The organism is Marinobacterium aestuariivivens (assembly GCF_042661465.1).
GTDB classification, from domain to species: domain Bacteria; phylum Pseudomonadota; class Gammaproteobacteria; order Pseudomonadales; family Balneatricaceae; genus Marinobacterium_A; species Marinobacterium_A aestuariivivens.
The window spans coordinates 3,644,446-3,670,638 of the sequence record NZ_JBHSWE010000001.1 but is presented as its reverse complement, the minus strand read 5'-3'; the positions used below and the strand labels follow the sequence as shown (position 1 = coordinate 3,670,638).

Here is a 26,193-nt window from a genome sequence, read left to right as displayed (position 1 = left end):
GGCCACGTCGGCCTTGATATTGTCCCAATCCTCGCAGGTTCGGTTCTTGCCAAAGGTGCAGAATCCGACAAACGGCAGGTTCAGACGACCCGTTTCGTAGGCATTTCCACTCATAGTTGATGACCTCTGTCTGCTCTCGGTCCGAGACCGGTCTTATTGTTGGGCATGACCCGGCGCACAGGGCCGGGTGGCTTTGACAGAGGCAGTATTGCAAAACATTTTTCATCAAAAAATATAAAACACAGAATGTTAATATTATATTATTTGATGTAAATAACCGGACAGGCATGAAGGCTAATCTGCCCGCTCCCGCGCTTGCGAACGGGCCTCCAGTGCCGCTTCGATATCGCCGACGAATACCTGGACGATGTTCTGCGGCGCCGGTGACGCGCGCATCGCCAGGCTGAACTCCGATTGCCAGGACAGGTTGAGGTGCTCGAAAGCCCGCATCTCGCCGGATTCCACCCACTGGTACGCATAATGGGTCGGCAGGAATCCGAGAAAGCTGCCGCTCTGAATCAGCAGCGCCTGGGCTTCCATGTTCGAGACGAAAGCGACGCTGCGACTCTTCTTGATATTCTGCAGATCGGCATGCTGCAGATAGGTACGGGATGAAATCGGGTACTGGCGGATCAATTCAACACTGATCTCGCTCTCGGGCCGGTCGAAAAGCGGGTGCCGGCGACCGCAGTAGAAACCGTGCCGCTCGCTGCAAAGATGCCGGTAGGTCACGGAATTGCTGCGGTTCTGAAACAGTCCGATGGCCAGATGAATATTGCCGGTCAGCAGCTCGCGCTCGAGATCTTCCGGCGCCAGCACCAGCAGCCGGATCGAGACATCGTTCTTGCGACTGTAGAAGCGGTGTATGGCATCGGATATCGGCAGATCCCGGTTGGTGATGACATTGTCGACCAGCCCGACGCGCAGGGTGCCGGTCAGGGTATTGCGCAGCTCGCCAAGATCCGCCTCGAAATCCGAGATCGAGTTCAACATCTCCCGGCACTTGCGATAGACGACCTCGCCCTTCTCCGTCAGGCTGAAACCGCTGCGCCCGCGATGGCAGAGCTGGAATCCCAGGCGGATCTCGAAGTCGCGGATATGAGTGCTGATGGCCGGCTGACTCATCCCCAGGGCTGATTGCGCGCCGACAAAGCCGCCGTACTCGACAACGGTACAAAAGGTCTGCATGTGTTTCATCGAGTAGGCGGACATGGCGGTTTCCCCTGACGGACTTACATAAAATTTACGAATATGAGTATATTAAAATTTATATTTTTCGATGAATAGCCTTTTGCAATACTGGACCTGTTACGAGCCGATCCGATATAAAACCAACAAGAGTGACGGGGGTATTCGCCATGACTACATTCAAGAAACTGCTTAAAGGTGCCGTACTGTCGGCATCCATCGCCCTGGCCTCGGCCCAGGCCCTGGCCGAAGAGTGGAAGTTCGCGATCGAGGAGATTCCGGGCTCGATCATGGACAGCTACGCCCAGGAATTCAAGAAGCGCATCGAGGCCAAAACCAACGGTAACGTCACCGTCCGCATCTATCCGCTGGGCACCCTGGGCACCCCGACCGAACTGGTCGAGCAGGTCGCTGACGGCGTGGTGCAGTTTGCCAACGTTTCGGTCGGCAACCTCGGCACCATCGTGCCGGAATCCCAGCTCTTTCTGCTGACCTACACCCTGCCCTCCGATTCGGCCGCCATTTCGAAGCTGCTGGGCTCAAGCAAGGTGATCTACAACGACCTTAGCCAGGATTTCGAGAATAAGGGCTGCAGCTGCATACCCTTTATTCCGAAGGCCCCAGGTCTGGACCACCAACCGCGAAATTCGCAGCCCCGAGGACTTCGACAATTTCAAGATGCGGGTGATGGTCTCGCCGATCCTGCTCAAAGCCTATGAAGATCTCGGCGCCAGCCCGACGCCACTGCCGTTCGGCGAGGTCTATGGTGCGCTGCAATTGAAGCAGGTCGACGGCCAGATCAACCCGGTCTCGGCGATCGAGGAGATGAAGTTCTACGAGGTCACCGACTACATGATCTGGGCCGGCGAGCAGGAACTGGTCACCTCGGTGATGTCCGGTACCGACTGGTACGAAACCCTGAGTCCGGAACGCCAGCAGCTGATCAGCGAGACCACTGACGAACTGCAGAACTATATCCGCGACATCGTCGAGCGCTTCAACGCCGAGAAGCTCGAAAAAATCAAGACCGCCCGGCCCGAGATCAAGATGATCCAGCTGTCCGAAGAAGAGCGCGCCGCTTTCCGCGAGCGCAGCCAGGCGACTCATTCGGCCTACGTCGAGATCGCCGGCGAGCGTGGCCAGTCCCTGCTTGACGACCTGCTGCTCGAAGTCAACGCGATGCAGTAAGCCGTTCGGCCAAAGGCGCCACCCTGGAGGCTGGCGCCTGCCCCCTGCCAATGCGGCCCCGGGAGTCATTACCACCGGGCCTTATCCTGTCCTAAGTTATACGTTGAAGTCCCTGGCTTAGGAGGTTCCGCACGACCGTGCAGGAGAAGTCATCCATGAGCCGACAAGACATGACATCCCATCAGGCAATCGCTCAACCCGAGGGAAAAGCAATGCGCCCCTCCCGCTCCATCACCCACCGGCTGCTTACGCTGCTGGACAGGATCATCGGCAAAGCCGAAATGTATGTGTTGGGCTGGGGCATCATTATCATGGCCCTGAACACCATCGCCAACGTGTTCGGCCGCTACCTGTTCTCCCAGAGCATCTATTTCACCGAGGAGCTCAACGAGTTCCTGATCGTCATCATCACCTTCATGGGGCTCGGCTACGTCACCCGCAAGGGCCGTCATATCCGCATGTCGGCCCTGTACGACGTGCTGCCGGCACGGGCCCGCAAGGTGCTGATGATTCTGATCGCCGCGGTGACGGCCGTCGCCATGCTGGCGCTGGCCTGGTATGCCTTCGAATACGTGGCCAAGATCGCCCGCCGCGGCCGCGTCACGCCGGCACTGCAGTTTCCGCTCTACCTGACCTACATCTGGGTCATCGTCGGCTTCGCGGTCACCGGCATCCAGTACCTGCTGACGGTGTTCAAAAACCTCGATCTGTCCGACCCGGACGTCTACATCTCCTTCACCACCGTAGACGAGTACGAGGATCCGGAAATCGCCGAGGTGATGCACCTGTACAACCAGGACCACCCGGCCGACAGCGATGCCGGGCAGTCTCCCGACAAGTCCCAATAACAACAGGAGCGCCCACCATGTCCCTAGTAATGCTCGGTATCATGCTGGCCTTGCTGCTCGCCGGCTTCCCGATGATGATGCCCCTGCTGGCCGCGACCATCGTGGCTTTCATCCTCTACCTGCCGAACCTGAGCCTGCAGATGGTGGTCCAGCAGATGATCGGCGGCGTCAAACCCGCCGCGCTGATTGCCGTGCCGATGTTCATCCTCGCCGCCGATATCATCACCCGCGGCCACTCGGCCGACCGCCTGGTCGACGTGGTGATGCGCTTCATGGGTCATATCCGCGGCGGTCTGGCGGTATCGGTCACCGCCGCCTGCGCACTCTTCGGGGCGGTTTGCGGCTCGACCCAGGCCACCGTAGTCGCGGTCGGCGGCGCCATGCGTCCGCGCATGCTCAGGGCCGGCTACAACGACGGCTTCTCGATCGGCCTGATCGTCAATGCCGCGGACCTCGCCTACCTGATCCCGCCGTCGATCGGCATGATCATCTACGGCGTCATTTCCGGCACCTCGATCTCGGAACTGTTCATCGCCGGTCTCGGGCCGGGGCTGCTGATCATCGTGCTGTTCTCGATCTACTGCATCTGGTATGCCAAGCGCCACAACATCCCGGTCGAGCCGAAAGCCAGCTGGGGTGAACGCCTGGCCTCGATCCGCCGCGCCGTCTGGCCAATGGGCTTTCCGGTCATCGTCGTCGGCGGCATCTACGGCGGCATCTTCAGCCCGACCGAGGCCGCCGCGATCTGCGTGCTCTATGCACTGATTCTGGAAGCGATCGTATTCCGCTCGATCAAGATGCGCGACATCTTCGATATCGCGCTGTCGACCGGCGCCGTCACCTCGGTGGTGTTCATCCTGATCGCCGCCGGCGCGGCCTTCTCCTGGGTGCTGTCATACGCCCAGATCCCGCAGCAGATCATCGCCTCGATAGGGCTCGATGGCGCCGGCCCGATCATGACGCTGGTGGCGATCAACATTGCCTTCTTCATCGGCTGCATGTTCGTCGACTCCATCGTCGTGATCCTGATCCTGGTACCGATCTTCGCGCCGCTGGTCAAGGCCGCCGGACTCGATCCCGTGCTGGTCGGGGTGCTGATCACGCTGCAGGTCGCCATCGGCGCCGCGACGCCGCCATTCGGCTGCAATATCTTCACCGCCGTTGCCGTCTTCCGCCGGCCCTTTATCGACGTGATCCGTGGCGTGCCGCCCTTTCTGGTGATCCTGTTCGTCGCCACCGTATTGCTGGTGATTTTCCCGCAGATATCCCTCTTCCTGCGTGATATCGCCTTCCGCTGATTCGGGACCATCCCATTCGGGGCCTCCGGGCCCCTTTTTGCGCTGCATCAACCGGCCTGTAGCGCGAATGTTCTATGCTGGATCAGTACTTGCCTGACCTGATGGAGCAGCATGGCCAGCAAAGCGATCGACACCGTTACTCACACCGCCGTCGGCACCATTGCCGAAGTCCACGGCCCGGTGGTGGTGATCCGCTGTCAGAAACTGCCGCCGCTGCGCCAGGCGCTGCAGGCGTCCTTCGACCACGAGACCTATCTGTTCGAGGTACACCAGCATCTGGATCAGCACCACGCGCGGGCCATTACCCTGCACAGCACCAGCGGCCTGCACCGCGGCATGACGGTCTACGATACCGGCGCGCCGCTGCATGTGCCGGTGACGAAGGCCTGCCTCGGCCGCCTGCTGAATATCTTCGGCGAGCCTTTGGACGGCGGCGAGCCGCTGCAGGCCGACAGTTACCGCAATATCCACGGCACGCCGGTGGCACTCTGGGATGCGGTCGGCACCGGCGCCATCCTCGAGACCGGCATCAAGGTGATCGACCTGCTGTGCCCCTTTATCCGCGGCGGCAAGACCGGTCTTTTCGGTGGCGCCGGCGTCGGCAAGACGGTGCTGGTGATGGAGTTCATGCAGGCCGTGGCGGCGCTGCACAGCGGCGTCTCGGTGTTTGCCGGGGTCGGCGAACGCATTCGCGAGGCCCACGAACTCTGGCACGAGATCCGCGAGGCCGGCGTGCTGCCCCAGTCCCTGCTGATGTTCGGCCAGATGGACGAATCCCCCGGCGTGCGCTTTCGCATCGGCCTCTCGGCCCTGACCTACGCCGAATACCTGCGCGACAGCCTGCACAAGGAGGTGCTGTTCGTGATGGACAATATCTTCCGCTTCGTCCAGGCCGGCAGCGAGATCTCCAGCCTGCTCGGGCGCATGCCCGCCACTGTCGGCTACCAGCCGACGCTGATTACCGAGGTCGCCGAGCTGCAGGACCGCATCCTCTCGACCCGCGAAGGTGCCATCACCTCGGTGCAGGCGGTCTACGTGCCGGCCGACGACATGACCGATCCGGCCGTCGGCGCGATCCTCAGCCATCTCGACTCCAAGGTGGTGCTTTCCCGCACCCAGGCCGGCAAGGGTATCTATCCGGCCGTCGAGCCCTTGCAGTCCGGCAGCCGTCTGATGGATCGCCACACGCTGGGCGACCGCCACTACAATGTCGCCGAATCGGTACGCGAACACCTGGCGCGCTACCATGAGCTCGAGGACATCATCGCGATGCTCGGAGTCGAGGAACTGTCGCCGCAGGATCGGCAGGTCGTGATGCGGGCGCGCAAGCTGCAGCGGTATCTGACCCAGCCGTTCAAGGTCACCGCCTCCCATACCGGCATCCCCGGCGTCTCCGTGCCCCTCAAGACCACCCTGGACGACTGCGAAGCCTTCCTGCGGGGCGACCACGACGAGGTGCCGGAGGAACTCTGCTACATGCGAGGTAGCATGCAGGAAGTATCCACATGAACAGTTTTTCACTGCAGTTGCTCTCGACCACCGAACAGACGCAGATCGAAGGCGTCACCTCCTTCGTCGGCGAAGACGCCTCGGGCAGTTTCGGTCTGCTGCCCGGGCATGGCCGCCTGATGACGTCACTGATCTTCGGTCTGGCCCGGTTTCGCTGTGGCCAGGCACCCTGGCAGTACCTGGCACTGCCCGGCGCCCTGCTCTACTTCGTCGACAACCGGCTGCAGATCAGCACGCGCCGCTATCTGCTCGATGAGGATTACGAACGTATCTCGCACCTGCTGCAGCAACAGCTTCTGGCGGAAGAAAACGAACTGCAGGCGATGAAGGAGAGTCTGCGCAGAATGGAGGACGAAGTGCTGCGTCGGCTGTCGGAGCTTGGGCAGGACCGGGCGGAACGCCTGTTCGGAGGTCACTGATGAACGCCGACCGCAACCGCCGGCTGCAGCAGCAGGTCGACCGCCAGGCCCGGAGAATGAAGAAGGCCGAGCGGGAACGGCCAACGCTGCTGGCCCAGACCATCTATATCGGCACCCTCGGGCTGGTGTTCGTGCTGCCGGTCATCGGCGGTGCCTACCTCGGCCAGTGGCTCGACAGCCTCGCCGCCGGCTACTCCATGCGCTGGACCCTGAGCTTTATCTTCATCGGAGTCGTCGTCGGCGCCATGAATGTCTATCTGCTGATTCGGGAGTAGCGCATGAACGATTCGGGGATGTTCGCCACCGTCCTGTTCCGGCTGGGACCGCTCGAAGTCACCGGCACCGTCGTCACCACCTGGGGCATCCTCGCGCTGCTGGGGGCGCGGCCTGGCTGCTGAGCCGCCGGCTGCAGCTGCAGCCGGGGCCCGTGCAGCTGCTGGCCGAGGGTATCCTGACGACCATCGAGGAAGCCATCCGGGCGGTGGCGCCGGACCATGTCCGCCTGCTGACGCCCTTTATCGCCAGCCTCTGGATCTTTCTGGTCGTGGCCAATCTCTCGGGCCTCGTCCCCGGCATCCATTCGCCGACGCGGGACCTGTCGGCAACCTCGGCGCTGGCGATTCTGGTGTTCCTGTCGGTGCACCTGTTCGGGATCCGCAGCCAGGGCCTGAAAAGTTATCTGCGCCACTATTTGACGCCAAGCCCGATTCTGCTGCCTTTCCATATCATCAGCGAGATCACCCGCACCATTGCGCTGGCGGTGCGGCTGTTCGGCAATATCATGAGCCTGGAAACCGCGGCCCTGCTGATCCTGCTGGTCGCCGGCTTCCTCGCCCCGATTCCGATTCTGATGCTGCATATCATCGAAGCGCTGGTACAGGCCTATATTTTCGGCATGCTGGCGCTGATCTACGTGGCCGGCGGCCTGCAGTCGCAACAGCTTAGAAAGCACAAAGGAGAGTCTTCATGACCGCCATGACCTGGATTACCCTGGCCTCGACCGTCGCAGCCGTGATCGGCATCGCCATCGGCGTGCTGCTGCCGGCACTGGCAATGGGAAAGGCCATCAGCAGTGCACTGGATGCCCTCGCCCGGCAGCCCGAAGCCGAGAAATCGATCATGCGCACCCTGTTCATCGGCCTGGCGATGATCGAGTCCCTGGCCATCTACGTGCTCGTGATCGTCCTGATCGTACTGTTCCGCAACCCCCTGTTGGAATACGTGCTGCAGGCGTCATCCTGAAGGCGGCGGAGAACCGGCATGGAACTGAGCGTATCGACCTTTTTGCTGGAGATCATCAACTTCCTGGTGCTCATCTGGCTGCTGCAGCGCTTCTTCTACCAGCCGCTGCGGGCGGTGATCGCCCGTCGCCGGGAAGGCATCGACCGGCAGCTGGACGAAGCCCGCGAAAGGCAGCGGCAGGCAGAGCAGTTGCGATCCAGCTTCGAGAGCCGGCTCAGTCACTGGGAGCAGGAGCGACAGCAAGCCCGGGAAAAGCTGCAGACCGAGCTGAACCGGGAGAAGGCCCGGCAGGAGACGGCGCTTGCCGAAACACTGGAGCGGGAGCGGGAAAAGGCGCGGGCCAGCCTCGAACGACGCGAGCAGGAACTGAAGCTGCAACTCGAACAGCAGGCCCTGCGCCTGGCCGGCCGCTTCGCCGCCCGGTTGCTGGAGCAGAGCGCAGGGCCCGAGCTGCAACAGCGCCTGCAGACGATGCTGCTGCAGTCGCTGCCCCGGATCCCCGAAGATCAGCGTCTGGCCCTTCGCGAACGCGAGACGGAACACCCCGAACCGGCCGAGGTGACCAGTGCCTTCGAACTCGACGGAACGGCGCAGGAACAGATACGCCAGGGTCTGCAGCCGCTGCTGGGGCGGCAGGTCAAATGCCGTTTTCACGAGGATCCCCAGCTGCTGGCCGGCCTGCGGATCTCGATCGGTCCCTGGATGTTCCGGGCCAGTATCCGCGACGAACTGCAGAGCTTTGCCGACCTGGCGCTGGCGAACGGCCATGACAAAATGAGCGGCGCCGATAGGCAGGCCGAGTCGAGGCCGGAGGATAGCGATGAACGGAGATGACGCGGCGGCCAGGCGACCCGCAAACCTGCTGACCCGGCAGCAGGACTGGCTCGAGCATTATCGCCCCCAGGTTCGCATCACCGAGCAGGGCCGGCTGGTATCGGTGGGCGACGGCATTGCCTGGGTCAGCGGCCTGCCGACCGCCGCCATAGACGATGTGTTGCTGTTCGCCGATGGGAGCCGTGGACTGGTATTCGACCTCAATCAGGAGCTGATCGGGGCCATACTGCTGCAGGCCACCGACGCTCTGACGGCCGGTACCAGGGTGCATCTCAGCCCCACCCCATTGAGCATCCCGGTCGGCGATGCCCTGCTCGGACGGGTGATCGACCCGCTGGGCAACCCGCTCGACGGCGAAGGCTTCCCCGACAGCAGCCGCTGGCAGCGACTGGAGCACCGCTCGCCAGCGATCGTCGAGCGCGATTTCGTTCACCGGCCGCTCTATACCGGTATCAAGGTGATCGACACCCTGATTCCGGTCGGACACGGCCAGCGCCAGCTGCTGATCGGCGACGAAGGCCTCGGGCGCAGCGCCCTGGCACTGGATACCGTCATCAACCAGCGCGGCCAGCAGACCCTCTGCGTCTACGTACTGATCGGCCAGAAGCGATCCACCGTGGTCGATACCATCAACCTGCTGCGCGACCACGGCGCCCTGGAATACACCACTGTCGTGGTGGCCGAAGCCAGTGCCCTGCCGGGACTGCAGCACCTGGCCCCCTTCGCCGGCTGCGCCATTGCCGAATGCTGGATGCGTACCGGCCACCATACCCTGGTGATCTACGACGATCTCTCGACCCATGCCAAGACCTATCGCGAACTGTCGCTACTGCTGCGCCGCCCACCCGGCCGCGAAGCCTATCCCGGCGATATCTTCTCGGTCCATGCAAGGCTGCTGGAGCGGGCGACCTGCCTCGAACCCGCGCTCGGCGGCGGCAGCATGACCGCATTGCCTATCGTCGAGACCCGCCTCGGCGAGATCGCCGCCTATATCCCGACCAACCTGATCTCGATCACCGACGGCCAGATCTATCTCGATGCCGAACTGTTCGCCGGTGGTTTCCGACCGGCCATCGACATCGGCAAGTCGGTTTCCCGTATCGGCGGCCGTGCCCAACATGCCAGTATCAAGCAGGAGGCCGGCCGGATGAAGCTGGACTATCTGCAGTTTCTGGAACTGGAACTCTTCACCCGCTTCGGTGCCCGGCTGGAAGCCAGCATGGAAAAGAGCATCCGCCGTGGCCGCGTGCTGCGGGAGATCCTGAAACAGGAGCGGCTCTCGCCGGTTTCGATCGAGTTTCAGCTGGCCTGGATGCTGGCCTTCAACGACGGCCTGCTGGATGACCTGCCGCCGGCCGGGGTCGCCAGCATACTGCAACAGCTGGAACGCAGGACGGCAGAGTCGGGGCTGACGCTCGACGACGGCCGCGAGCGCTGGTCATCGGCGGTCGGCAGCTGGCTGAAGACGGAAGACGGCACAGCCCCATGAGCCGGCAGCAACTCGAGCGGCACCTCCGCAAGCTGGGCGAAGCACGCGAAATCATGGACGCGATGAAATCCCTGGCCTACATGGAGACACGACGGCTGGCGCGGCGCATCGAAGTCCAGCAGGCCATGATGCAGAGCCTCGAAGCGGCCGCCACGGACTTTCTCGCTTTTTATCCGCAGTTCCTTGCATTGCCGGCACGGGGCGAGCCGGTGCATATTTTGCTGGGCTCCGAACGCGGCTTCTGCGGCAATTTCAATGAACGTCTGCTGCAGGCGCTGGAACAGCGCAACGACGACAAAAGGGCCCGCCTGATCGCATGCGGGCACAAGCTCTGCAGCCGACTGGGGGATGATCCCCGGCTCTACCGGGCCATCGACGGCGCCTCGGTACTGGACGAAGTGAGCGGCACGCTCAATCGGCTGACCGAAGCGCTGACGGAACTTCAGCGGGACGGCGGTACACTGAACCTGACGCTGTTCTACCACGAGACAGACGGCCAGGAGGTACGGGTCCGACCGCTGCTGCCCCCGTTCACCGCCCTTGCGCCCGGCGGGAAACGTTACGGCTGCGCTCCCGAACTGTACCTGTCCCCGGCTCAGTTCTTCGCCGAGCTGGTCGATCACTATCTGTTTGCCGCGCTGCACCAGAGCGCCTACAGCTCACTGATGGCGGAGAACCACCAGCGCCTCCAGCATCTTGACGGTGCCGTGCGCTACCTGGACGAGCGCCTGGAAGCCCTGGCCCAGAAAGGCCGGGAGATCCGTCAGGAAGAGATCACCGAGGAGATCGAGGTGATACTGCTGAACGCCGAAGCCTCGGCCGCGAATCCCGGCAGCTGACGGCGAGCCGAACGCCAGCATGCGGCTATCAATATTCGACCGGTTCCTTCGCACGTTCGATCAGCGCGCGAAAATCCTCCGATATTCGGTGCCAGTCCAGCAGGTCGACCTTTACCGAGATCTCCGATTCCTCAAAGGCGTCCTGCAGGCGATAGTAGTCGGGTAGCGGCACAGGTCCCTCCCCTTTACGACCAGATCGAGATCCGACCAGGGTCTCGCGGTGCCCTTTACCCTCGAACCGAATGCCCAGACACTTTGTCCTTCCGTGAGATGAAGGCTCAAGATCCTGCGAACAGCCGCCAGATCCGCCTCGGACAGCTCAATCATTCTTCGACTCTATCCGTTGCAGCAGCTCCCGCGCGTCAGGCAGGAAACGTACAGCCACCGAATACACCTCATCGGCGACTTTCCGGTCATATACATGGGAAGTCTGGTTGCGGGCCCGGTGAAACAGCATCCAGTCGTCGACAGAATCAATCAGCCGGTTCTGATGCGCCAACCGGAACAGCTCGCGCCGCGAGACTCCTTCGACATAGGTGCTGCCGAGATTCAGGTCCAACCAGCGTTTCATGAACTTCCAGCAGAGCTCGTACGTAAATTCGAAGTTCTGAATGGCTCCGGCGATAAAGGCGCTGCGCTGAACCTCGTTCAGCGAAGCCATAAAGGTCTCGTTTCGGGTTTCGCCGATGACCGCCTCCAGGGACATCACCGCGCGTTGCAATGCAGACAGATCCAGCATGGTCATAGTCCAGTGTACCGATAGTCAGCTGCATGATAGCGCGACCACCAGGCCCGGCGAAATCGGATTGCCCCCGGCACCTGCAAAAGTTGAGGTTGCCAGCTTTGGCGAAAAGCGTAACCTAACGGTTTTGTGCCCGCTTCCGTTGTACTGGACTGCACCTTGAACCCGACACCCGAGCGGCCGCTGACGGCCAATCTCGACGACCCGCTCTATTATCTGCAAAACTTCCGCACCGTGCTGGACTGGGTCTCGGCCCGGCACGCGGACCTGCTGCAGCCCGAAGAACGGGCACGTCTCGAGCGCTTCGATGCGCTGCCCGAGGCCTCCAGGCCCTGCTGGTGCGGATGGTGATGCGCAAGGGAGAGCTTTTTCGCCTCGGCAAGCTGCGTTACGCGGAGATCGGCCCGAGCGAGAAGGCTCTGGCGCCTCTGGTCGACGACGGCTGGATAGACCCGCAACCGGCACTGACGCTGACCGGGCTTTTCGCGCTGCTGACCAGGGCGGAACTCGCCACCGCGCTGCGCAGCCAGCTCGACGCTCTGGGCCTGCGCCCAAGCGCCGCCAAAGGACAGATGTTCGAGGCCCTGAGTGCCGCCGATTTCGACCCGCAACCGCTGGCGCAGTGGTGGCCCGACAGCACCGAGCGGGTCCTGGCCCTGACCTCGATGCCGCTGTTCGAGCGCATCCGGCTGATGTTCTTCGGCAACCTGCGCCAGGACTGGTCGGAATTCGTGCTCGCCGAACTCGGCCACCAGCGCTACGAGACGGTGCCGCTGGCACCGGAGTCACGCGCCTTCCAGACCCGCAGCGAGGTCGACAGCTACCTGCACCTGCACCGCTGCCGCGAGCGCCTGGACGCCGGCGAGCCGGCCGCCGGGGTCTGGGCCGATGTGCCCAGCAGCCGGACGCCAACCCCTGGCTCGAAACACGGCGCGCCCGGCTGCTGTTCGCGCTGGGACGGGCCGCCGAGCGCAGCGGCGAGCCGGCGCTGGCGCTCGAGGCCTGGGCCGAAAGCGCCCATCCGGAAGCGCGGCTGAAACGGCTGCGGCTGATGGAGCGCCGCGGCGAAAGCGAACAGGCCTGGCCGCTGCTGATCGAAGCGCTGTCATCCCCGCGCAACGCCGCCGAGCTGCAGGGCTTCGAACGGCTGCGCCAGCGTCTCGGCAAGCGCCTCGGCCAAGCGGTGCCGCCCGGCCCCCGTGCCCCGGCCATCCCGACCTTCGAGCTGCTGCTGCCAAGGCCCGACCAGGGGTCGGTCGAATTCGCGGTGGCCGAGTATTTCGCGAGCGACGAAGCGCCTGTCCACTACGTCGAGAACCTGCTGTTCAATGGCCTGCTGGCGCTGCTGTGCTGGCCGGCGATCTACGCCCCGCTGCCCGGCGCCTTCTTCCACCCCTTTCAAGCCGCCCCGGCCGACCTCTACCGCAGCGACTTCTACCAACGGCGTCGCGCGCTGTTCGAGGCTTGCCTCGCGAGCCTCGAGAGCGGCGACTACCGCGACCGCATCCTCGAGACCTGGCAGCTGAAACAGGGCATCAGCAGTCCCTTCCTGTACTGGCCGCTGCTGACACGCGAACTCGTCGGCCAGGCCCTCGACTGCCTCGAGCCGCTGCAGCTGCGCGCCTGCTTCGAACGCATGCTCGAGGATTTGCGCGAATACCGGTCGGGTCTGCCGGACCTGATCCAGTTCTGGCCCGACGAACAACGCTGCCGGCTTATCGAGGTGAAGGGCCCGGGCGACCGGCTGCAGGACCACCAGCGGCGCTGGCTGGCATTCTGCATCGAACAGGGCCTCGAGGTCGCGGTCTGCCATGTGCAGTGGCAGGAGGCGCCCTGATGCACGTCGCGGTCCGCACCCACTGTGACTTCGCCGCACGAAGTGCCGAACCGGATGGACTGCTTGATCACCGCGCCGTCCATCCAGCATCCCGGTGTCGCAATCGGGGGCCACGCCGATGATGCGCGTCGCCGTCAGAACACTGTGCGACTTCGCTGCACGAAGTGCCGAACCGGGTGGACTGCTTGATCACCGCGCCGTCCATCCAGCATCCCGGTGTCGCAATCGGGGGCCACGCCGATGATGCGCGTCGCCGTCAGAACACTGTGCGACTTCGCTGCCCGAAGTGGCAGCCTGGACCATCGCTATACGCCCTCGCCAACCGCCGAAGAGGGCATCGAGGGCCACGCCAAAGTTCAGGCCCGCCGTGGTTCCGACTATCAACCGGAGCTTGCGCTGTCGGGCGAATGCGAGGGACTCGAGCTGAACGGCCGTGCCGACGGTTATGATCCGCACCGGCAGCGCCTCGAGGAGATCAAGACCCACCGCGGCGACCTGTCGCGACTGTCCGAGGCCCAGCAGGCGCTGCACTGGGCGCAGCTGCGGGTCTACGGCGCCCTGCTCTGCGCCCGGGACGGCCTCGAATCGATCGAGCTGGCGCTGATCTATTACGATATCGGCCGCGACCGGGAGACCGCGCTGACCGAGCAGGCCGGGGCACCTGAGCTGCAGGCGCACCTGGTTGCGCTGTGCCGCGCCTACCGAGACTGGGCCGGACAGGAGGCGTCGCACCGCGATGCCCGCGACGCCGCCCTCGGCCGGCTGCGCTTTGCGTTCGACGGCTTTCGCCAGGGCCAGCGGGCGCTTGCCGAGGGCGTCTTCAAGGCCGCCAGTACCGGCCGGCACCTGATGCTGCAGGCGCCGACCGGCATCGGCAAGACCCTCGGCACCCTCTACCCGGTACTGATGGCACTGCCGAAGAAGCGGATCGACCGGCTGTTCTTTCTCACCGCCCGCACCACCGGCCGCCAGCTGGCCCTTGACGGCCTGGGGCAGCTGCTGGCGGCCCAGCCGGAGGCCGTTCCGCTGCGCATACTCGAGCTCAGCGCCCGCGACCACGCCTGCGAACATCCGGACCTGGCCTGCCACGGCGAATCCTGTCCGCTGGCCCGCGGCTTCTTCGACCGCCTCGGCGACGCGCGCCGGGCGGCCGCTGCCTGTGACCAGCCGCTCGACCGGCAAAAGCTGCGCGAGCTGGCACTGGCCCACGGGATCTGCCCCTATTACCTGGGCCAGGAGATGGCGCGCTGGAGCGACCTGGTGGTCGCCGACGTCAACCACTTCTTCGACCAGCACGCCCTGCTCCATGCCCTGACCCGGCAGAACGACTGGAAAACCGTCCTGCTGATCGACGAGGCCCACAACCTGATCGACCGGGCAAGGGGCATGTACAGCGTCGAGATCGGTCAGCAGCGGGTCCTGGGCCTCAAGCGCCGGGCGCCTGCCGCGCTGAAAAAGCCGCTCTCGGCACTGGCCCGCCAGTGGAGCCAGCTGGTGCGCGAGCAGGGACTGAGTGACGACACCGCGGCCTGCCGCCAGCTGACGGCTCTGCCACGGGAGCTGCACGGCGCCCTCCAGGGTACCGTCACCGCGATCACCGAGTATCTCGCCGAGGCGCCGGCCGATGCCGAACTGCAGGAACTGCTGTTCGAGGCGATCCGCTATCTGCGCCTGGCCGAAGATTTCGGCGATCACTCGCTGTGCGAGCTGAGCCGCAGCGGCCGCGGCCGGGCGAAACTGGCGCTGCGCAACCTGATACCGGCGGATTTCCTGTCGCCGCGCTTCGAAGCCAGCCACAGCTGCACCCTGTTCTCGGCCACCCTGACACCGGCGCCCTATCACCGCGACCTGCTCGGCCTGCCGGAGTCGACGGTCTGGCAGGAGGTCGAGAGCCCCTTCGCCGCCCATCAGCTCGAGGCCCGGCTCGAAACCGGCATCAGTACCCGCTATCAGCACCGCCAGGCCTCGGTCGATCCCATCGTGCAGGTGCTGCAGCAACAGTACCGCCGGCAGTCCGGCAACTATCTGGCCTACTTCAGCAGCTTCGCCTACCTGCAACAGGTCTACGAACGGCTGCAGCAGACGGCACCCGAGATCCCGCTCTGGTGCCAGCAGCCGGGCATGTCGCAGGACGCGCGCCGGGCCTTTATCGACGGCTTCGCCGAAGACGGCCAGGGTATCGGCTTCGCGGTGCTCGGCGGCGCCTTCGCCGAAGGCATCGACCTGCCCGGCCGCCGTCTGATCGGCGCCTTTGTCGCCACCCTCGGACTGCCGCCCTTCGACGCCTGGCACGAGGAACTGCGCAAGCGGCTACAGCGTCGTTTCGGCCGCGGCTACGACTACGCCTACCTGTTCCCCGGCATGCAGAAGGTGGTCCAGGCCGCCGGCCGGGTGATCCGCACGCCCGAGGACCGGGGCACGGTGGTACTGATCGACGACCGTTTCGGCCGCCCCGAGGTGCGTAGCCTGCTGCCCGGCTGGTGGTCTCTCGAACAGGCATCAAAGCCCCTTAGGGCGGATTAGCGACGCCCCCTGCCTTCGCTTGAAACTGGCAGACAGCCCGGGCGTCGCGTAATCCGCCAAGTCGGGCCAACGCCCAACCTACAGATTTTCTCCGATATATTGCCTAGGGTGCTGGTGAGCAACGCGAACCGCACCGCTTTGCCGATTACAGATCAGGTATGTCGTCTCTTATCGAGGCGTCATGCCGGCAGCTCTATTTCGACGCACAGCCCGCCCAGCGCCGACCGGCTGAACGCGAGCCGGCCGTCGTAACTGGCGACAACGGCCGCGCAGATCGACAGCCCCAGTCCGTGCCCTTCCCCCTGTTCCTGTTCATCGAGCCGCAGCCCGCGCCGGGTCAGGCGTTCGAGGTCCTTCTCGTTCACACCCGGGCCGTCGTCCTCGACCCGCATCAGCCAGCCGCCAGGCGCCCGGTCGATACAGAGGCGCACCCGCGAGCGGGCGTGGCGCCAGCCATTGTCGAGCAGATTGCCGAGCAGTTCGATCATGTCGTCACGATCGAACGGCAGGGCTCCTTCGGGCAGCCGGCCGTCGAAGCCGATATCACGGCGCCCCGAGAGCTCCAGCAACCGGACCAGGTGCGGGACCTCCTCCTGCGGCACGAACTGCTGCCCCGGCGACGGCGCGCCGGCAATACGGGCACGTCGCAGTTCGCTGTCGATGCGCCGGCGCAGCTGATCGTGCACCTCCCGCAACGACCGTTGCAGCGCGTCCTGTTCGCAGTTTTCTGCCAGCCAGTGCAACTGCTGCAGCGGCCTTTTCAGCTCATGGGCCAGGTTGCCGAGCGCGGTGCGGGAACGCTGGATTTGTTCGCCCGAGCGGTTGAGCCGCTGCCGGATCGCATCGACCAGCGGTTGCACCTCGGCCGGAACCCCGGCCGGCAGTTCGGCGGCACTGCCGGCGCTCTGCTCGGCCAGTGCCCGGCGCAGCGGTTCGAGACGGCCAAAACCGCGGCGCAGCACCAGGCCCTGCCAGATCAGCAGCAGCGGAATCGACAGCAATACCGGCACCAGGGCGTACCGCTCGTAGCGGTACTGGATCGCGCGCAGCGGCGCTATATCCTCGGCGATCCAGAGGCTGAAATCGGTATCGCCCTTGCGGAAGCCCTGCTCCAGCACCAGCCAGTACTGATCGCGGATCGCGGGGCGCAGTTCATGGCTGCGGGCCGCGCCCACCGGCAGGGGCTCAGGGGCGATGGAGAGGTCCCAGAGCGAGCGGGAACGCAGCTTCCGGTCGTCGTATTGCAGGATAAAATAGTGGCCCGAACGGGCACGCTGGTAGACCAGCGGCAGCGCCGATTCGGTCAGCCGCCAGCGGTCGTCCGTCGGCTGCAGGGCCGCAATCAGACTCTCGGCGTCGTGTTCGAGGCGGGAGCGGACAAAGTCCGCGGTCAGGGCATTGATTGCCGGTGCAGCAGCGCCAGCAGCATGCCAGACACCAGCAACAGCACCAGCAGCAGCCTGTGACGGATAAGGCGCTCAAGGCTCGCCTCTGGCCCCGCCGTGGCGAAAAACCTCATGCCGGCTCCCGCCGGTCGACAAGACAGTATCCCTGACCGCGCCGGGTCTCGATCAGGTCGCGGCCGAAGCGTTGCCGCAGCCGGTTGATATAGACCTCGATCACATTGCTGTCGCGCAGCTGTTCCTCTTCGTAGACATGCTCGCTCAGCTCGGTCTTCGACAGTACCCGGCCGGCATTGAGCATCAGGTAGCGCAGCAGGCGAAACTCGATGCCGGTCAGCGTCTGCCATTCACCGTCGCGGTCCTGCACCTGCTGCCGGTCGGCATCGAGCGTCAGGCCAGCGGCGCTGAGAGTCGGGCTGGCCTGGCCGTGGTTGCGGCGAATCAGTGCCTCGAGCCGGGCCAGCAGCTCTTCGACATGAAAAGGCTTGCCGAGGTAATCGTCGGCACCGGCCTTGAGGCCGTCGACCCGTTCGTGCCAGGCGTCACGCGCGGTCAGGATCAGCACCGGCATCCGCAGGCCGGCGGCACGCCAGCCCCGCAGCACGTCCAGTCCGGGCCTGCGCGGCAAACCGAGGTCGAGGATCACCGCATCGAAATCCTCCTCCTCGCCGAGAAAGGCCGCATCCTCGCCGTCACCGGCGACCTCGACGGCGAAACCGGCCTTCTGCAGACGCGGCTTCAGCTGGTCCACCAGCGCCCGATCGTCCTCCACCAGCAACAGACGCATCCCCTGTCCTCCTAATCATCGAATGACTCCCTGATCAGCTCGCCACTGGCGGCATCGAGCTCGAACTCCCGCACCCGTCCATCCTCGCCCAGCACCTCGACCTCGTAGATCAGCCGGTCCTGTTCACGCTCCAGCTCCAGGTCAAGCAGCTGGCCGCGTAAAAGATCCGCATGCAACGCCAGCAGCTGCTCGAGGGATAGCATCTGCCCCTGCTCCACCAGCGCCTGGGCCTCGTCCTGGTCGATCCGCTTGTCACCCAGCGCCAATGATGCCGCCAGACTAATCGTCCCAGCGACCAAAACCTGGAATATCCACGGTATCTTCATCAAATATACCTCGTTCTGCCGCGTCGCCGTGACAAGCCTGGCACTGGCTGAAGCTCTGCACCCCGGTATCCGGCCCGACCAGGCGATCAGGCACCTCATCGTGCTTGTCCTGAAACCAGGGCAACTGCGTGATGCGCATCGGCGTTTCATCGACCGCGACCGCGCGCCTGTAACGCGATCCGGTATCCGCCGCCCTTTCGTTCAGATAGGCGCCGATCTTCTGCGCCGTTTCCGGCATCAGCGCCGAATTTTCGCCGAAGTGATCCTCGAGCCCCGCCATGATCGCCTGCCAGCTGCGCGCCGGCAACATCTCGGCAGGATAGGCCAGATGACAGGCCGAACACTCCTCGACATAGAGCGGATCGGGACGGTAGTAGCGGGCCTCGCGTCCCCGGAGCGGTGCTCCCGCGTTTCCCGTTCGCCCTCGTCACCGGCCCAGGCACCCTCGCCTGCGATCAGGCCCGCCAGTCCCAGGCCGCCCAACGATAAAGCGGCACCTATCGTCAGTGCGCCGAGCGTCCAGCGCATGCCATTCAACCATCGATTCATATCGTCATCCTCGCCGTTAGCGTTCCTGCAGCCAGATCAGCAGATTGCCCTTTTCCTGTGCCGTGCATTCACGTCCCAGGGTCCAGTTGCAGTTACGGTAGAACCACTTGTTCATCTGCCTGACCTCGGTCAGACGCCGCGGATTGACCGAAGGCGCCATCGGCTCGATCGGCTTGCCGGTCTGCCGATGCCTGCCGAGGACCCTCGGGTCCGCGGTATGACAGCTGGTGCAGCTGCGTCCGTCGAACGCTTTCTGCCAGAACTCGGCTCCGGCATCGGCGTCGAATGCCCCGACGCCCTGCTGCCGGTACTGCTGCAGAAGCAGTTGCACCGCCTCCGAGGCCACGGCGGAGCCTGCCGCCGTCGCCCCCAGTGCCAGGACTAGGACCGCGACTTGGCTTCGCTTGCGCATGCCTCAGCCTCCTGTTTCGACTCGGGCAGCTTCTTGCGCCCGGTGATCATCGACCGCACCAGATTCTCGCGGTGCAGCAGACTGCTGACCAGTACACCGCCGACATGCACGAACACCAGCAGCAGCATCAGGTTGGCGAAGAACTCGTGCACCTCCTCGACATCGTGCTCGGAAAAGCTGCCGAGCCAGGTACCGACCAGGGCCCGGAGCCGTCAGCGGCCGCCAGCATCATGCCGGTGAGCGTCAGGGCCGAGAGGCCGACCAGCATCAGCACCACCATGGCGCCGCCGGCCGGGTTGTGGCCCAGGTAATGGCGTGGATGTCGGGTCAGCAGCGTTTTCAGATAGGCCCGGATCTCGCGCGGACCGCGCACGAAATCGCTGAATCGGGCATGGCGGGTACCGATCAGGCCCCAGATCACCCTGAATCCCACCAGGCCGGCCACGGCATAGCCGGACCACTGATGCAGGCCCTGGAGTTCGTCTTCGGTGAGCCAGGCGAGCATGAAAAAGCCCACCAGCGACCAGTGAAAGATGCGCACCAGCGGGTCCCAGACCGGAACCCCGCCGTTCGCATTCTGTTTCGATGGGAAAGTGTTCATTGCCGATCTCCTCTTTCGTCGAAGATCAGCATGCCGCCGTGCAGTTAAAACGAAGCTTAAAATGGGGTTACGGGTTACGGGTTACGTGTAGATTTTGGGCGCCTGGCAACGATACCCGATCAAGCCGACCGACGCTGTTTGTCGGCGTAAAGCGCATCGAAATTGATCGGCGCCAGCAGCAGCGGCGGATAGCCGCCCTTGAGCAGAAGATGGTCCACGGTCTCGCGCAGGTACGGAAACATGATCGCGGGACAGGCCGCCCCCAGGGCTTCGCGGCAGCGTTCTTCGCCAAAGCCCTCGATCTGAAACAGCGCCGCCTGATCCACTTCGAGGACAAACGCCGGTTGTCCGGCATTCTGGGCCCTGATCGCCACGGACAGGACCACCTCGTAGCGCCCGTTCCCGACGTCGCTATGGCTCACGTTGAGATCCAGGCTGGTTTCGGGCTTCCAGTCCTGACCGAATATCACCGCGGCATCGGGCGACTCGAAACTGCTCGCCTTCAGGTAGATTTTCTGCATCGAAAAGAAGGGTGCGGAATTGCCGTTCTTGTTACTCGCCATGATTTTATCCTCGGTTGTGCGCGGAACCGGGGCAGGAAGGGGTCCTGACCCGGTTTCATTTCGGGCAGAGATATCAGGTCCCGGCAGGGGACCGGGATCTGATCGGGATACCGTCAGGCGTTGACGGGCGCCGGCAGATCCAGCCAGTCGAAAAACGCCTTCAGGTCGGGCTGGAAGTCATGGATGACCGGGTACCAGGGCGTCGGCGCCTCGACATCGTGCATGGTGCCGCAGCTTGGGCAGTAGTACTCGCGATACACCTGCCAGCCGGTATCCGGCGCCATCAGCTTGGGATACACCTCCTGCATTTTTTCTTCGCTGTCGCGCACATGGATCAGGGCATTCAGTTTCCAGTTTTTCCTGTAATCCCCGTATTCGTAGCCGCACTCGCACTTGGTCACCAGTGTTTTATCCGCCTGGGTTTCGGCGAGGTACAGATGCGGGCCCAGCGGCAGGATAATCCGGTCGTCCCAGGATACCTGTTCCTGCAACACGGCTATGTAATGGCTGTAACGCTCTTTATCCTTGGGCATCGACAGCATGCGATGCAGGGTATCCCAGTCCAGATCCCCTTTGACCAGATCCGATACTTGCTTCTTGGTATATGTTGACATGACAAGTCTCTCTTTTATTCTTTGAATTCCGGGAAGATCCGCAAAGGGATGCGTCGCGCACCCCTCCGGGTCCAAGCCTTTACTGCTCCGTCATGATGACCGGGTGCACATCGGGAAGCTCGCTCAGGTCCATATGGTGCTTGGCACCGAACATCGGAATGCCGAGGTCTTCCTCTTTAAGTTCCCAGCCTGCCGGCAGATCCCAGAATGCCTTGAACTCGCCGAGGAATTTCTCCGACAGCCGGAAGCTCGATGCAAACATCTGCTGCACCTGTACCGATGCGTCCTTGTCGAGAATCTTCTGGCGTTCGTCTTCCATCCACTGCTGGGTAGGTTTACCGCGGGCGATTCGCTCCCTGCGCACTTCGAGACGCCGTGCCGCCGTTTTCTGCCTGTCGACGGACCAGTCGCCCGCCTTGTTCTGCGAGATCACCACGCCATAGACTTTTTCGGCGAACTCCGGCAGCAGATAGTTCTGGTTGAGGTCGTCTTCGATCGCATCGGGATCCCGGTCCAGCGGATCGCCGAACCCGGGACCGCCACGCAGGTAGTTCAGATAGAGATCGCCGTTTTCGAAGATCGCTTCGGTGGTGATGCACTGCTTGTCGCGCTTGACCCGGGCATCGGCGCCAAGGTGCTTTTCGAACTCCCGCTCGCCGGGATCGCGATCCTTGCCCTGCGGCAGCGATTGACCGCTGCGGATACGTTCCAGCAGCCCGGTATTGTGCGCCTCGAAACGGTAACCGGTCGCCGCCGGGTAACCGCCCATCAGCCCCCAGTCGCTGTTCATGTAGCCGTTGCCCATGAAGAACATGGTCCAGTCGGCCGAGCCCCAGACCATGCGCAGGGTCTCGAAGCCCAGGCCGCCGCGGTACTTGCCGTAGCCGCCGGTATTGGTCTTGATGGTGCGGCCCATGTAGAGCAGCGGCTCGGCCAGCTCCCAGATCTCGATATCGCCCATGTCGCCTTCCGGGTTCCAGATCGCGGCGGCATGGTTGAGGCCGTCCTTGACCGCGCAGGCACCGGTGCCGCAGGCCGCGGTCTCGAAGCTGTTGACGGCGTGGATCTCGCCCTCCTGGTTGATGCCGCCGCCCTGCAGCCAGTTGCAGGGGTTGGAGTTGCCGGCATTAACCTCCTCCAGATAGCCGCGGCCGAAATAGCTGCGGCTGATGCCGCGCCACAGCGAACTCCAGGACGAGACCAGGAAGTGCCAGGCATCGGCATGGGCGGTGCGGCGGTCGTCCGGGTTGGTCCAGGTGCCCTTGGGCAGCCGGAACTCGGTGGCGTAGCGGGCACCGTCGTTGATCCGCTCGGTGGGCACCAGCGACTGCGTCATCATCACCCAGATACCGCTGGTGAAGGCCACGGGGTTGGCATTGTAGGTGTGCCAGCCCCAGCGGCTGCAGCCTTCGAAATCCAGGCGCCAGGTGGCATCGGGCTTGACCGTGATTTCACAGGGCGCATGCATGATGGTATCGACCTTGGCGAAAGGCGACGGTACCACCACATCCTCGTGGGAATAGGGTACGTCGACGAAAGCCACGGTGCGGATCTTGCCGGGAATGGTCATCGCCCTGATGCGGCTGGTCAGGCCGCGGCGGCCGTCCTCGATCACTTCTGAGGCGAACTTTTCATAGGCCTCGATGCCCTCTTCGCGCACCGTTTCCTCGACCAGGTCGCGGATCATGTGGCAGCCGGCGATGCGGGTCTTCTCGTCCAGGATCCAGTATTTGGGCGTGCGCACGTTGCGCTGGCTCTCGTGCAGCCAGTCGCGCAGCGGGTGTCGTTGACGCCGGTCTTGCGGCAGGTGATCTGCACGCCGTCGCCGAAGCGCTGGATCTGGCCGTTGGACATCGAGCCCGGGCCGACGGCGCCGACATCGATGACATGGGTCACGCCGCCGACCCAGCCGATCAGGTTGCCCTCGTGGAATATCGGCACAATGGTGGCGATATCGCAGGGATGGACGTTGCCGATCTGGCAGTCGTTGTTGGTGAACATGTCGCCGGGGTTGATGCCGGGGTTGGATTCCCAGTTGTTCTGGATCATGTATTTGATCGCGGCGCCCATGGTGCCGACATGAATGATGATCCCGGTGGAGGTGGCGATACAGTCGCCGGCGACATTGTAGAGGGTAAAGCACAGCTCCCCTTCCTGCTCGACGATCGGGGACGCGGCGATCTTTTTCGCCACTTCCCTGGAATTCACCAGGCCCGCCCGCAGTTTGGAGAATATCCGCTCGTAGCCGATCGGGTCGCTCTCCTTGAATTCGAGCCGTTCCAGCCCATCGTAAAAACCGGTTTCTTTTGTCCGCTGCAGCATCAGGTTGCGATGATCGTTAAGCGTCAGTCCGCTTCGCAGCAGACTTGACGGTTTCGCTTCTGCAGAAACAATGGTTTCTTGAATAGTCATGGGTATTCCTCTAACTGTTATATTTATTCTCGAAAGTTCAGCATTCGATCAGATGGAAGAGGCGGTTCACGTCCAGGAAGGTTTCGAAACCCGGCGGTACCACATAGGTGGTGGCATCGGATTCGATCACGGCCGGTCCCTTGATTTCGTTACCGGGCTTGAGCAGTTCCATCTTGTAGATATTGGCCTCGACCCATTTTTTCTCGTAATAGAAAGGCCGCGTACCGAGGTGTGATTCGGCACTGGGCTCAGGGCCGGCTTCCGGCTCTTCCGGGATATTGGGCTTCTTGGTGACAACCGACCCCCGCATGATGGCGCCGGTAATGCCATATCCCAGCTCCGGAGAGCGCGCGGCATCGGCATACACCCGGGCGTAGGTGTCGTTGAAGGAATCCACCAGCTTGTCCCAGTCCGCCGCCCCGGAAAGCGCAGGCAGGGGGAGTCGATCTCGAGATCGTTCAGCTGCCCCAGGTACTGCATCGAATACCCCGGTGTCAGCGTCACCTCTTCATCCTTGAAACCATTGATGCGGAACTCTTCCAGCACCTTGCCGCGCAGCTCGTCCCAGGCCGCCTGCAGGGTGGCGGTGGCGGTCGCGACGTCCTCGGCGGTCGACTCGTCGGTGATGCCGATATCGACGCTCTTGTCGTAGCGGTATTCGAAGTCGGCCGTGGCGCAGCCGAAGGCCGAGAAACCGGCGGCCCAGGCGGGGACGATGGTTTCCTTGAAGCCCAGACCCTTGGTGTAGCCGTAGGCATGCACGGGACCGCCGCCACCGTAGGAGAAGCAGACGAAATCGCTCGGGCTGTAGCCCTTGCCGGTGATCATCGCCCGCAGATGCTGCCGCAGCGACAGATCGAGCAGCTCGATGACCCCGGCCGCCGCGTCCTCGACACTCAGACCCAGCGGATCGGCGACCTGCTTCTTGATCTCCTGGCGGGCGCGCTCGACGTCCAGCTGCAGAATACCGCCGAGGAAATTCTCCGGATTCAGGTAGCCGAGAATAATGTGGCAGTCCGTCACCGAGACCGTGTTGATGCCGCCGTCGGGCCAGCAGGTGCCGACCTTGTAGCCGGCGCTGTCGGGCCCCAGCTTGATCGCATTGGCATGGGGGTCGATGCGCACGAAGCTGCCGGCACCGGCACCGATGGTATCCATCGCCACCAGCGGCAGCGACAGCACCAGGCGCGCCATGTCGCCGTCCTTGTGAATGGCAAAGTTGTTCTTGGTGATCAGCGCCATGTCGAAACTGGTGCCGCCGATATCGGAACAGGCAATGTTTTCGTAGCCGAGTTTCTCGCCGAGGAACTTGGCGCCGATAACGCCCCCGATCGGCCCCGAGACCAGGGAGCGTGCCAGCTCCTTGGCCTTCCAGCTGATGGTGCCGCCGTGGCTGGCCATCACGCGCAGATCGAACCGGCCCCCAACCTCCTTCATGCTGTCGCTGATCGTGCCCAGGGTGGCGCGGGACGGTTCGGCGGCATAGGCCTCCAGAATCGTGGTGTTGGTGCGATGACTCTCCTTGCGCACCGGATAATAATCGACGGAGGCGAACACCGGGATCTCGACGCCCATCTCCCTGGCCACCTCCCGACAGACGTCGCGCACGGCCTTTTCATGCTCCTCGTTCAGGTAGGAACTCAGCAGGCTGATCACGATCGCCTTGCAGCCCTGCTCGATCAGCTCGCGGGCGGCCTCGCGCGCTTCATGCAGGCGCACCGGCACCACCACATTACCCATGGAATCGACGCGCTCGGTAACGCCGCGGGTGTCCTTGATATGCACCAGGGGCTCATCGTAGCGATGGGTGTTGAGGTGGATGCGGTCTTCGAAGGCGTAGCCCAGATAACTCTGGATCGCGCGCCCCATGCGATGGAAGTCTTCGAAGCCCTTGCTGACGATCAGACCGGTGCGCAGCCCCTTGCGCCCGACGACACGGTTGAGCATGGCGGTGCCGGAGAAGACGCAGGTCACCATCTCCGGGTACACATCCTCGACCGTTCTGTCCCAGTGCGCCAGGGCATCTCGGCTGGACTCCAGCACCGCCTGGGACTCGTTGATGTTGCTTTGGGCCTTGCCGACGACAAACTCGCCATCGGCCCGGACAAAGAAGGTATCGGTCATGGTGCCGCCGGCATCGATGCCCAGCACTTCGACGGGATTGGCTAATTGATTCAAGGTTAAGTCCTCAATTTTATTGTTGTTCTGTGCCCGGCTACGCCCTTGACGGGCGGCCGGGCCCAAGAAGGCCGGCTGCGACGGGGGATGCAGCGCCGCCGGCTTCGACAAGGAAAGAGCAACCGCTGTGCCAACCCCGGAAAAGTCACTCAAGCCGTTGTTTTTAAAAGAGCGGTCCTGGAGGTACCAGTGCCCGGCAGGCCAGGGACCGTTCGATAATCGAACGGTCGACGACCGTTAATCGAACGCCCTACGCACGACAAATGCATTGAAAGCAGTCTGAAAAATCGCGATCCTCGCGGATCCAGGCCTGAGGATAAAAGCCGCTGTTGTAATTCGTGACAGCCTGGTTCAGGATTGACTGATATAAGAACAACGACCTGGGAGAGTTC

30 protein-coding genes and 3 pseudogenes are annotated in these 26,193 nt (G+C 63.4%); 16 read left to right on the top strand and 17 right to left on the bottom strand.

Features of this window, described 5'->3' with window-relative positions:
* Nucleotides 1–294: 294 nt before the first annotated feature.
* A complete protein-coding gene (locus ACFQDL_RS19175) occupies nt 295–1,212 on the bottom strand; it encodes a LysR family transcriptional regulator (RefSeq protein ID WP_379910419.1) in 918 nt (305 codons plus the stop codon).
* Between the two features lie 146 nt (nt 1,213–1,358).
* Here ACFQDL_RS19175 and dctP (ACFQDL_RS19170) point away from each other — a divergent pair, with 146 nt between their 5' ends.
* From dctP (ACFQDL_RS19170) to ACFQDL_RS19115, 12 genes are all read left to right on the top strand, one after another.
* Nucleotides 1,359–1,907 (top strand): TRAP transporter substrate-binding protein DctP, encoded by a 549-nt coding sequence (gene dctP / locus ACFQDL_RS19170; protein WP_379910418.1) that lies wholly within the window; start codon nt 1,359–1,361, stop codon nt 1,905–1,907.
* On the top strand, nt 1,876–2,376 hold the full coding sequence (dctP, locus tag ACFQDL_RS19165; RefSeq protein ID WP_379910417.1) for a TRAP transporter substrate-binding protein DctP: 501 nt from the start codon (nt 1,876–1,878) through the stop codon (nt 2,374–2,376). Before dctP (ACFQDL_RS19170) ends, dctP (ACFQDL_RS19165) begins: the two co-directional genes overlap by 32 nt.
* Nucleotides 2,377–2,588: 212 nt before the next feature.
* Nucleotides 2,589–3,224 (top strand): TRAP transporter small permease, encoded by a 636-nt coding sequence (locus ACFQDL_RS19160; protein WP_379910416.1) that lies wholly within the window; start codon nt 2,589–2,591, stop codon nt 3,222–3,224.
* Between the two features lie 17 nt (nt 3,225–3,241).
* Nucleotides 3,242–4,522, top strand: coding sequence for a TRAP transporter large permease (locus tag ACFQDL_RS19155; RefSeq protein WP_379910415.1), 1,281 nt, complete (start codon nt 3,242–3,244; stop codon nt 4,520–4,522).
* A 111-nt stretch (nt 4,523–4,633) separates the two neighbouring features.
* Complete coding sequence (gene atpD, locus ACFQDL_RS19150) at nt 4,634–6,031, top strand: F0F1 ATP synthase subunit beta (RefSeq protein ID WP_379910414.1); 1,398 nt, start codon at nt 4,634–4,636, stop codon at nt 6,029–6,031.
* Nucleotides 6,028–6,450 carry a F0F1 ATP synthase subunit delta/epsilon gene (locus ACFQDL_RS19145; RefSeq protein ID WP_379910413.1) on the top strand — a complete coding sequence of 141 codons (423 nt, stop codon included), beginning with the start codon at nt 6,028–6,030 and terminating at the stop codon, nt 6,448–6,450. Before atpD ends, ACFQDL_RS19145 begins: the two co-directional genes overlap by 4 nt.
* Nucleotides 6,450–6,725 (top strand): AtpZ/AtpI family protein, encoded by a 276-nt coding sequence (locus tag ACFQDL_RS19140; RefSeq protein WP_379910412.1) that lies wholly within the window; start codon nt 6,450–6,452, stop codon nt 6,723–6,725. The genes ACFQDL_RS19145 and ACFQDL_RS19140 overlap by 1 nt, the downstream gene beginning before the upstream one ends.
* Before the next feature lie 152 nt (nt 6,726–6,877).
* On the top strand, nt 6,878–7,420 hold the full coding sequence (locus tag ACFQDL_RS19135) for a F0F1 ATP synthase subunit A (RefSeq protein ID WP_379910411.1): 543 nt from the start codon (nt 6,878–6,880) through the stop codon (nt 7,418–7,420).
* Complete coding sequence (locus ACFQDL_RS19130; protein WP_465263969.1) at nt 7,417–7,692, top strand: ATP synthase subunit c family protein; 276 nt, start codon at nt 7,417–7,419, stop codon at nt 7,690–7,692. The genes ACFQDL_RS19135 and ACFQDL_RS19130 overlap by 4 nt, the downstream gene beginning before the upstream one ends.
* An 18-nt stretch (nt 7,693–7,710) precedes the next feature.
* A complete protein-coding gene (locus ACFQDL_RS19125; protein ID WP_379910410.1) occupies nt 7,711–8,526 on the top strand; it encodes a F0F1 ATP synthase subunit delta in 816 nt (271 codons plus the stop codon).
* On the top strand, nt 8,513–10,015 hold the full coding sequence (locus tag ACFQDL_RS19120; protein WP_379910409.1) for a F0F1 ATP synthase subunit alpha: 1,503 nt from the start codon (nt 8,513–8,515) through the stop codon (nt 10,013–10,015). Before ACFQDL_RS19125 ends, ACFQDL_RS19120 begins: the two co-directional genes overlap by 14 nt.
* Complete coding sequence (locus ACFQDL_RS19115; protein WP_379910408.1) at nt 10,012–10,854, top strand: F0F1 ATP synthase subunit gamma; 843 nt, start codon at nt 10,012–10,014, stop codon at nt 10,852–10,854. The genes ACFQDL_RS19120 and ACFQDL_RS19115 overlap by 4 nt, the downstream gene beginning before the upstream one ends.
* 28 nt (nt 10,855–10,882) lie before the next feature.
* Here ACFQDL_RS19115 and ACFQDL_RS19110 read toward each other — a convergent pair whose 3' ends face one another.
* Genes ACFQDL_RS19110 through ACFQDL_RS19100 form a run of 3 tightly spaced genes read right to left on the bottom strand, consistent with a single transcriptional unit; the run spans nt 10,883 to nt 11,593 of the window.
* Nucleotides 10,883–11,026 (bottom strand): hypothetical protein, encoded by a 144-nt coding sequence (locus ACFQDL_RS19110; protein ID WP_379913500.1) that lies wholly within the window; start codon nt 11,024–11,026, stop codon nt 10,883–10,885.
* Nucleotides 10,966–11,181, bottom strand: coding sequence for a nucleotidyltransferase domain-containing protein (locus ACFQDL_RS19105; protein ID WP_379910407.1), 216 nt, complete (start codon nt 11,179–11,181; stop codon nt 10,966–10,968). The genes ACFQDL_RS19110 and ACFQDL_RS19105 overlap by 61 nt, the downstream gene beginning before the upstream one ends.
* On the bottom strand, nt 11,174–11,593 hold the full coding sequence (locus ACFQDL_RS19100; RefSeq protein WP_379910406.1) for an HI0074 family nucleotidyltransferase substrate-binding subunit: 420 nt from the start codon (nt 11,591–11,593) through the stop codon (nt 11,174–11,176). The genes ACFQDL_RS19105 and ACFQDL_RS19100 overlap by 8 nt, the downstream gene beginning before the upstream one ends.
* Nucleotides 11,594–11,725: 132 nt before the next feature.
* Here ACFQDL_RS19100 and ACFQDL_RS19095 point away from each other — a divergent pair.
* The 4 genes and pseudogenes from ACFQDL_RS19095 to ACFQDL_RS19080 form a co-directional block, all read left to right on the top strand.
* Nucleotides 11,726–11,988, top strand: a pseudogene (locus tag ACFQDL_RS19095) (VRR-NUC domain-containing protein); the annotation flags it as partial.
* Nucleotides 11,980–12,633 (top strand): hypothetical protein, encoded by a 654-nt coding sequence (locus tag ACFQDL_RS19090; RefSeq protein ID WP_379913183.1) that lies wholly within the window; start codon nt 11,980–11,982, stop codon nt 12,631–12,633. The pseudogene ACFQDL_RS19095 and the gene ACFQDL_RS19090, both read left to right, overlap by 9 nt.
* A gap of 14 nt (nt 12,634–12,647) precedes the next feature.
* Nucleotides 12,648–13,433 (top strand): VRR-NUC domain-containing protein, encoded by a 786-nt coding sequence (locus ACFQDL_RS19085; protein ID WP_379910405.1) that lies wholly within the window; start codon nt 12,648–12,650, stop codon nt 13,431–13,433.
* A 240-nt stretch (nt 13,434–13,673) separates the two neighbouring features.
* Nucleotides 13,674–15,956, top strand: a complete 2,283-nt coding sequence (locus ACFQDL_RS19080; RefSeq protein ID WP_379910404.1) for an ATP-dependent DNA helicase — start codon at nt 13,674–13,676, stop codon at nt 15,954–15,956.
* Nucleotides 15,957–16,135: 179 nt separating this feature from the next.
* On the opposite strand, the gene ACFQDL_RS19075 is transcribed toward ACFQDL_RS19080, so the two are convergent.
* The 13 genes and pseudogenes from ACFQDL_RS19075 to ACFQDL_RS19015 all read right to left on the bottom strand — a co-directional run bounded on the left by ACFQDL_RS19075 (nt 16,136) and on the right by ACFQDL_RS19015 (nt 25,774).
* Complete coding sequence (locus ACFQDL_RS19075) at nt 16,136–17,131, bottom strand: sensor histidine kinase (RefSeq protein WP_379910403.1); 996 nt, start codon at nt 17,129–17,131, stop codon at nt 16,136–16,138.
* 215 nt (nt 17,132–17,346) lie between these two features.
* A complete protein-coding gene (locus tag ACFQDL_RS19070) occupies nt 17,347–17,475 on the bottom strand; it encodes a hypothetical protein (RefSeq protein WP_379910402.1) in 129 nt (42 codons plus the stop codon).
* Entirely contained in the window at nt 17,472–18,146 is a 675-nt protein-coding gene (locus tag ACFQDL_RS19065) for a response regulator transcription factor (protein WP_379910401.1), read from the bottom strand. Before ACFQDL_RS19065 ends, ACFQDL_RS19070 begins: the two co-directional genes overlap by 4 nt.
* A gap of 11 nt (nt 18,147–18,157) precedes the next feature.
* Complete coding sequence (locus ACFQDL_RS19060; RefSeq protein ID WP_379910400.1) at nt 18,158–18,412, bottom strand: PepSY domain-containing protein; 255 nt, start codon at nt 18,410–18,412, stop codon at nt 18,158–18,160.
* Nucleotides 18,413–18,425: 13 nt separating this feature from the next.
* Nucleotides 18,426–18,815 (bottom strand): annotated as a pseudogene (locus ACFQDL_RS19055) (hypothetical protein); the annotation flags it as partial.
* 222 nt (nt 18,816–19,037) lie between these two features.
* Entirely contained in the window at nt 19,038–19,433 is a 396-nt protein-coding gene (locus ACFQDL_RS19050; RefSeq protein WP_379910399.1) for a DUF1924 domain-containing protein, read from the bottom strand.
* Complete coding sequence (locus tag ACFQDL_RS19045) at nt 19,403–19,585, bottom strand: hypothetical protein (RefSeq protein WP_379910398.1); 183 nt, start codon at nt 19,583–19,585, stop codon at nt 19,403–19,405. The genes ACFQDL_RS19050 and ACFQDL_RS19045 overlap by 31 nt, the downstream gene beginning before the upstream one ends.
* Nucleotides 19,561–20,034 carry a cytochrome b/b6 domain-containing protein gene (locus ACFQDL_RS19040; RefSeq protein WP_379910397.1) on the bottom strand — a complete coding sequence of 158 codons (474 nt, stop codon included), beginning with the start codon at nt 20,032–20,034 and terminating at the stop codon, nt 19,561–19,563. The genes ACFQDL_RS19045 and ACFQDL_RS19040 overlap by 25 nt, the downstream gene beginning before the upstream one ends.
* A gap of 119 nt (nt 20,035–20,153) precedes the next feature.
* A complete protein-coding gene (gene secB, locus ACFQDL_RS19035; RefSeq protein WP_379910396.1) occupies nt 20,154–20,597 on the bottom strand; it encodes a protein-export chaperone SecB in 444 nt (147 codons plus the stop codon).
* 113 nt (nt 20,598–20,710) lie between these two features.
* Nucleotides 20,711–21,211: an acetone carboxylase subunit gamma gene (locus tag ACFQDL_RS19030; protein ID WP_379910395.1), complete on the bottom strand. Its 501-nt coding sequence runs from the start codon at nt 21,209–21,211 to the stop codon at nt 20,711–20,713.
* 79 nt (nt 21,212–21,290) lie between these two features.
* Nucleotides 21,291–22,955, bottom strand: coding sequence for a hydantoinase B/oxoprolinase family protein (locus ACFQDL_RS19025; protein WP_379910394.1), 1,665 nt, complete (start codon nt 22,953–22,955; stop codon nt 21,291–21,293).
* The gene (locus tag ACFQDL_RS19020; RefSeq protein ID WP_379910393.1) at nt 22,895–23,623 is read right to left on the bottom strand and encodes a hydantoinase B/oxoprolinase family protein; all 729 of its coding nucleotides are present in this window, start codon (nt 23,621–23,623) and stop codon (nt 22,895–22,897) included. Before ACFQDL_RS19020 ends, ACFQDL_RS19025 begins: the two co-directional genes overlap by 61 nt.
* Before the next feature lie 37 nt (nt 23,624–23,660).
* Nucleotides 23,661–25,774 (bottom strand): annotated as a pseudogene (locus ACFQDL_RS19015) (hydantoinase/oxoprolinase family protein).
* Between the last annotated feature and the right edge of the window lie 419 nt (nt 25,775–26,193).

What these genes read in the sequence shown, in the direction of transcription:
- ACFQDL_RS19175 (WP_379910419.1), bottom strand. Translation starts at nt 1,212, where the DNA reads ATGTCCGCCTACTCGATGAAACACATGCAGACCTTTTGTACCGTTGTC.
- dctP (WP_379910418.1), top strand. Translation starts at nt 1,359, where the DNA reads ATGACTACATTCAAGAAACTGCTTAAAGGTGCCGTACTGTCGGCATCC.
- dctP (WP_379910417.1), top strand. Translation starts at nt 1,876, where the DNA reads ATGGTCTCGCCGATCCTGCTCAAAGCCTATGAAGATCTCGGCGCCAGC.
- ACFQDL_RS19160 (WP_379910416.1), top strand. Translation starts at nt 2,589, where the DNA reads ATGCGCCCCTCCCGCTCCATCACCCACCGGCTGCTTACGCTGCTGGAC.
- ACFQDL_RS19155 (WP_379910415.1), top strand. Translation starts at nt 3,242, where the DNA reads ATGTCCCTAGTAATGCTCGGTATCATGCTGGCCTTGCTGCTCGCCGGC.
- atpD (WP_379910414.1), top strand. Translation starts at nt 4,634, where the DNA reads ATGGCCAGCAAAGCGATCGACACCGTTACTCACACCGCCGTCGGCACC.
- ACFQDL_RS19145 (WP_379910413.1), top strand. Translation starts at nt 6,028, where the DNA reads ATGAACAGTTTTTCACTGCAGTTGCTCTCGACCACCGAACAGACGCAG.
- ACFQDL_RS19140 (WP_379910412.1), top strand. Translation starts at nt 6,450, where the DNA reads ATGAACGCCGACCGCAACCGCCGGCTGCAGCAGCAGGTCGACCGCCAG.
- ACFQDL_RS19130 (WP_465263969.1), top strand. Translation starts at nt 7,417, where the DNA reads ATGACCGCCATGACCTGGATTACCCTGGCCTCGACCGTCGCAGCCGTG.
- ACFQDL_RS19125 (WP_379910410.1), top strand. Translation starts at nt 7,711, where the DNA reads ATGGAACTGAGCGTATCGACCTTTTTGCTGGAGATCATCAACTTCCTG.
- ACFQDL_RS19120 (WP_379910409.1), top strand. Translation starts at nt 8,513, where the DNA reads ATGAACGGAGATGACGCGGCGGCCAGGCGACCCGCAAACCTGCTGACC.
- ACFQDL_RS19115 (WP_379910408.1), top strand. Translation starts at nt 10,012, where the DNA reads ATGAGCCGGCAGCAACTCGAGCGGCACCTCCGCAAGCTGGGCGAAGCA.
- ACFQDL_RS19105 (WP_379910407.1), bottom strand. Translation starts at nt 11,181, where the DNA reads ATGATTGAGCTGTCCGAGGCGGATCTGGCGGCTGTTCGCAGGATCTTG.
- ACFQDL_RS19100 (WP_379910406.1), bottom strand. Translation starts at nt 11,593, where the DNA reads ATGCTGGATCTGTCTGCATTGCAACGCGCGGTGATGTCCCTGGAGGCG.
- ACFQDL_RS19085 (WP_379910405.1), top strand. Translation starts at nt 12,648, where the DNA reads ATGGAGCGCCGCGGCGAAAGCGAACAGGCCTGGCCGCTGCTGATCGAA.
- ACFQDL_RS19080 (WP_379910404.1), top strand. Translation starts at nt 13,674, where the DNA reads ATGATGCGCGTCGCCGTCAGAACACTGTGCGACTTCGCTGCCCGAAGT.
- ACFQDL_RS19070 (WP_379910402.1), bottom strand. Translation starts at nt 17,475, where the DNA reads ATGAGGTTTTTCGCCACGGCGGGGCCAGAGGCGAGCCTTGAGCGCCTT.
- ACFQDL_RS19065 (WP_379910401.1), bottom strand. Translation starts at nt 18,146, where the DNA reads ATGCGTCTGTTGCTGGTGGAGGACGATCGGGCGCTGGTGGACCAGCTG.
- ACFQDL_RS19050 (WP_379910399.1), bottom strand. Translation starts at nt 19,433, where the DNA reads ATGCGCAAGCGAAGCCAAGTCGCGGTCCTAGTCCTGGCACTGGGGGCG.
- ACFQDL_RS19040 (WP_379910397.1), bottom strand. Translation starts at nt 20,034, where the DNA reads ATGAACACTTTCCCATCGAAACAGAATGCGAACGGCGGGGTTCCGGTC.
- secB (WP_379910396.1), bottom strand. Translation starts at nt 20,597, where the DNA reads ATGGCGAGTAACAAGAACGGCAATTCCGCACCCTTCTTTTCGATGCAG.
- ACFQDL_RS19030 (WP_379910395.1), bottom strand. Translation starts at nt 21,211, where the DNA reads ATGTCAACATATACCAAGAAGCAAGTATCGGATCTGGTCAAAGGGGAT.
- ACFQDL_RS19020 (WP_379910393.1), bottom strand. Translation starts at nt 23,623, where the DNA reads ATGACTATTCAAGAAACCATTGTTTCTGCAGAAGCGAAACCGTCAAGT.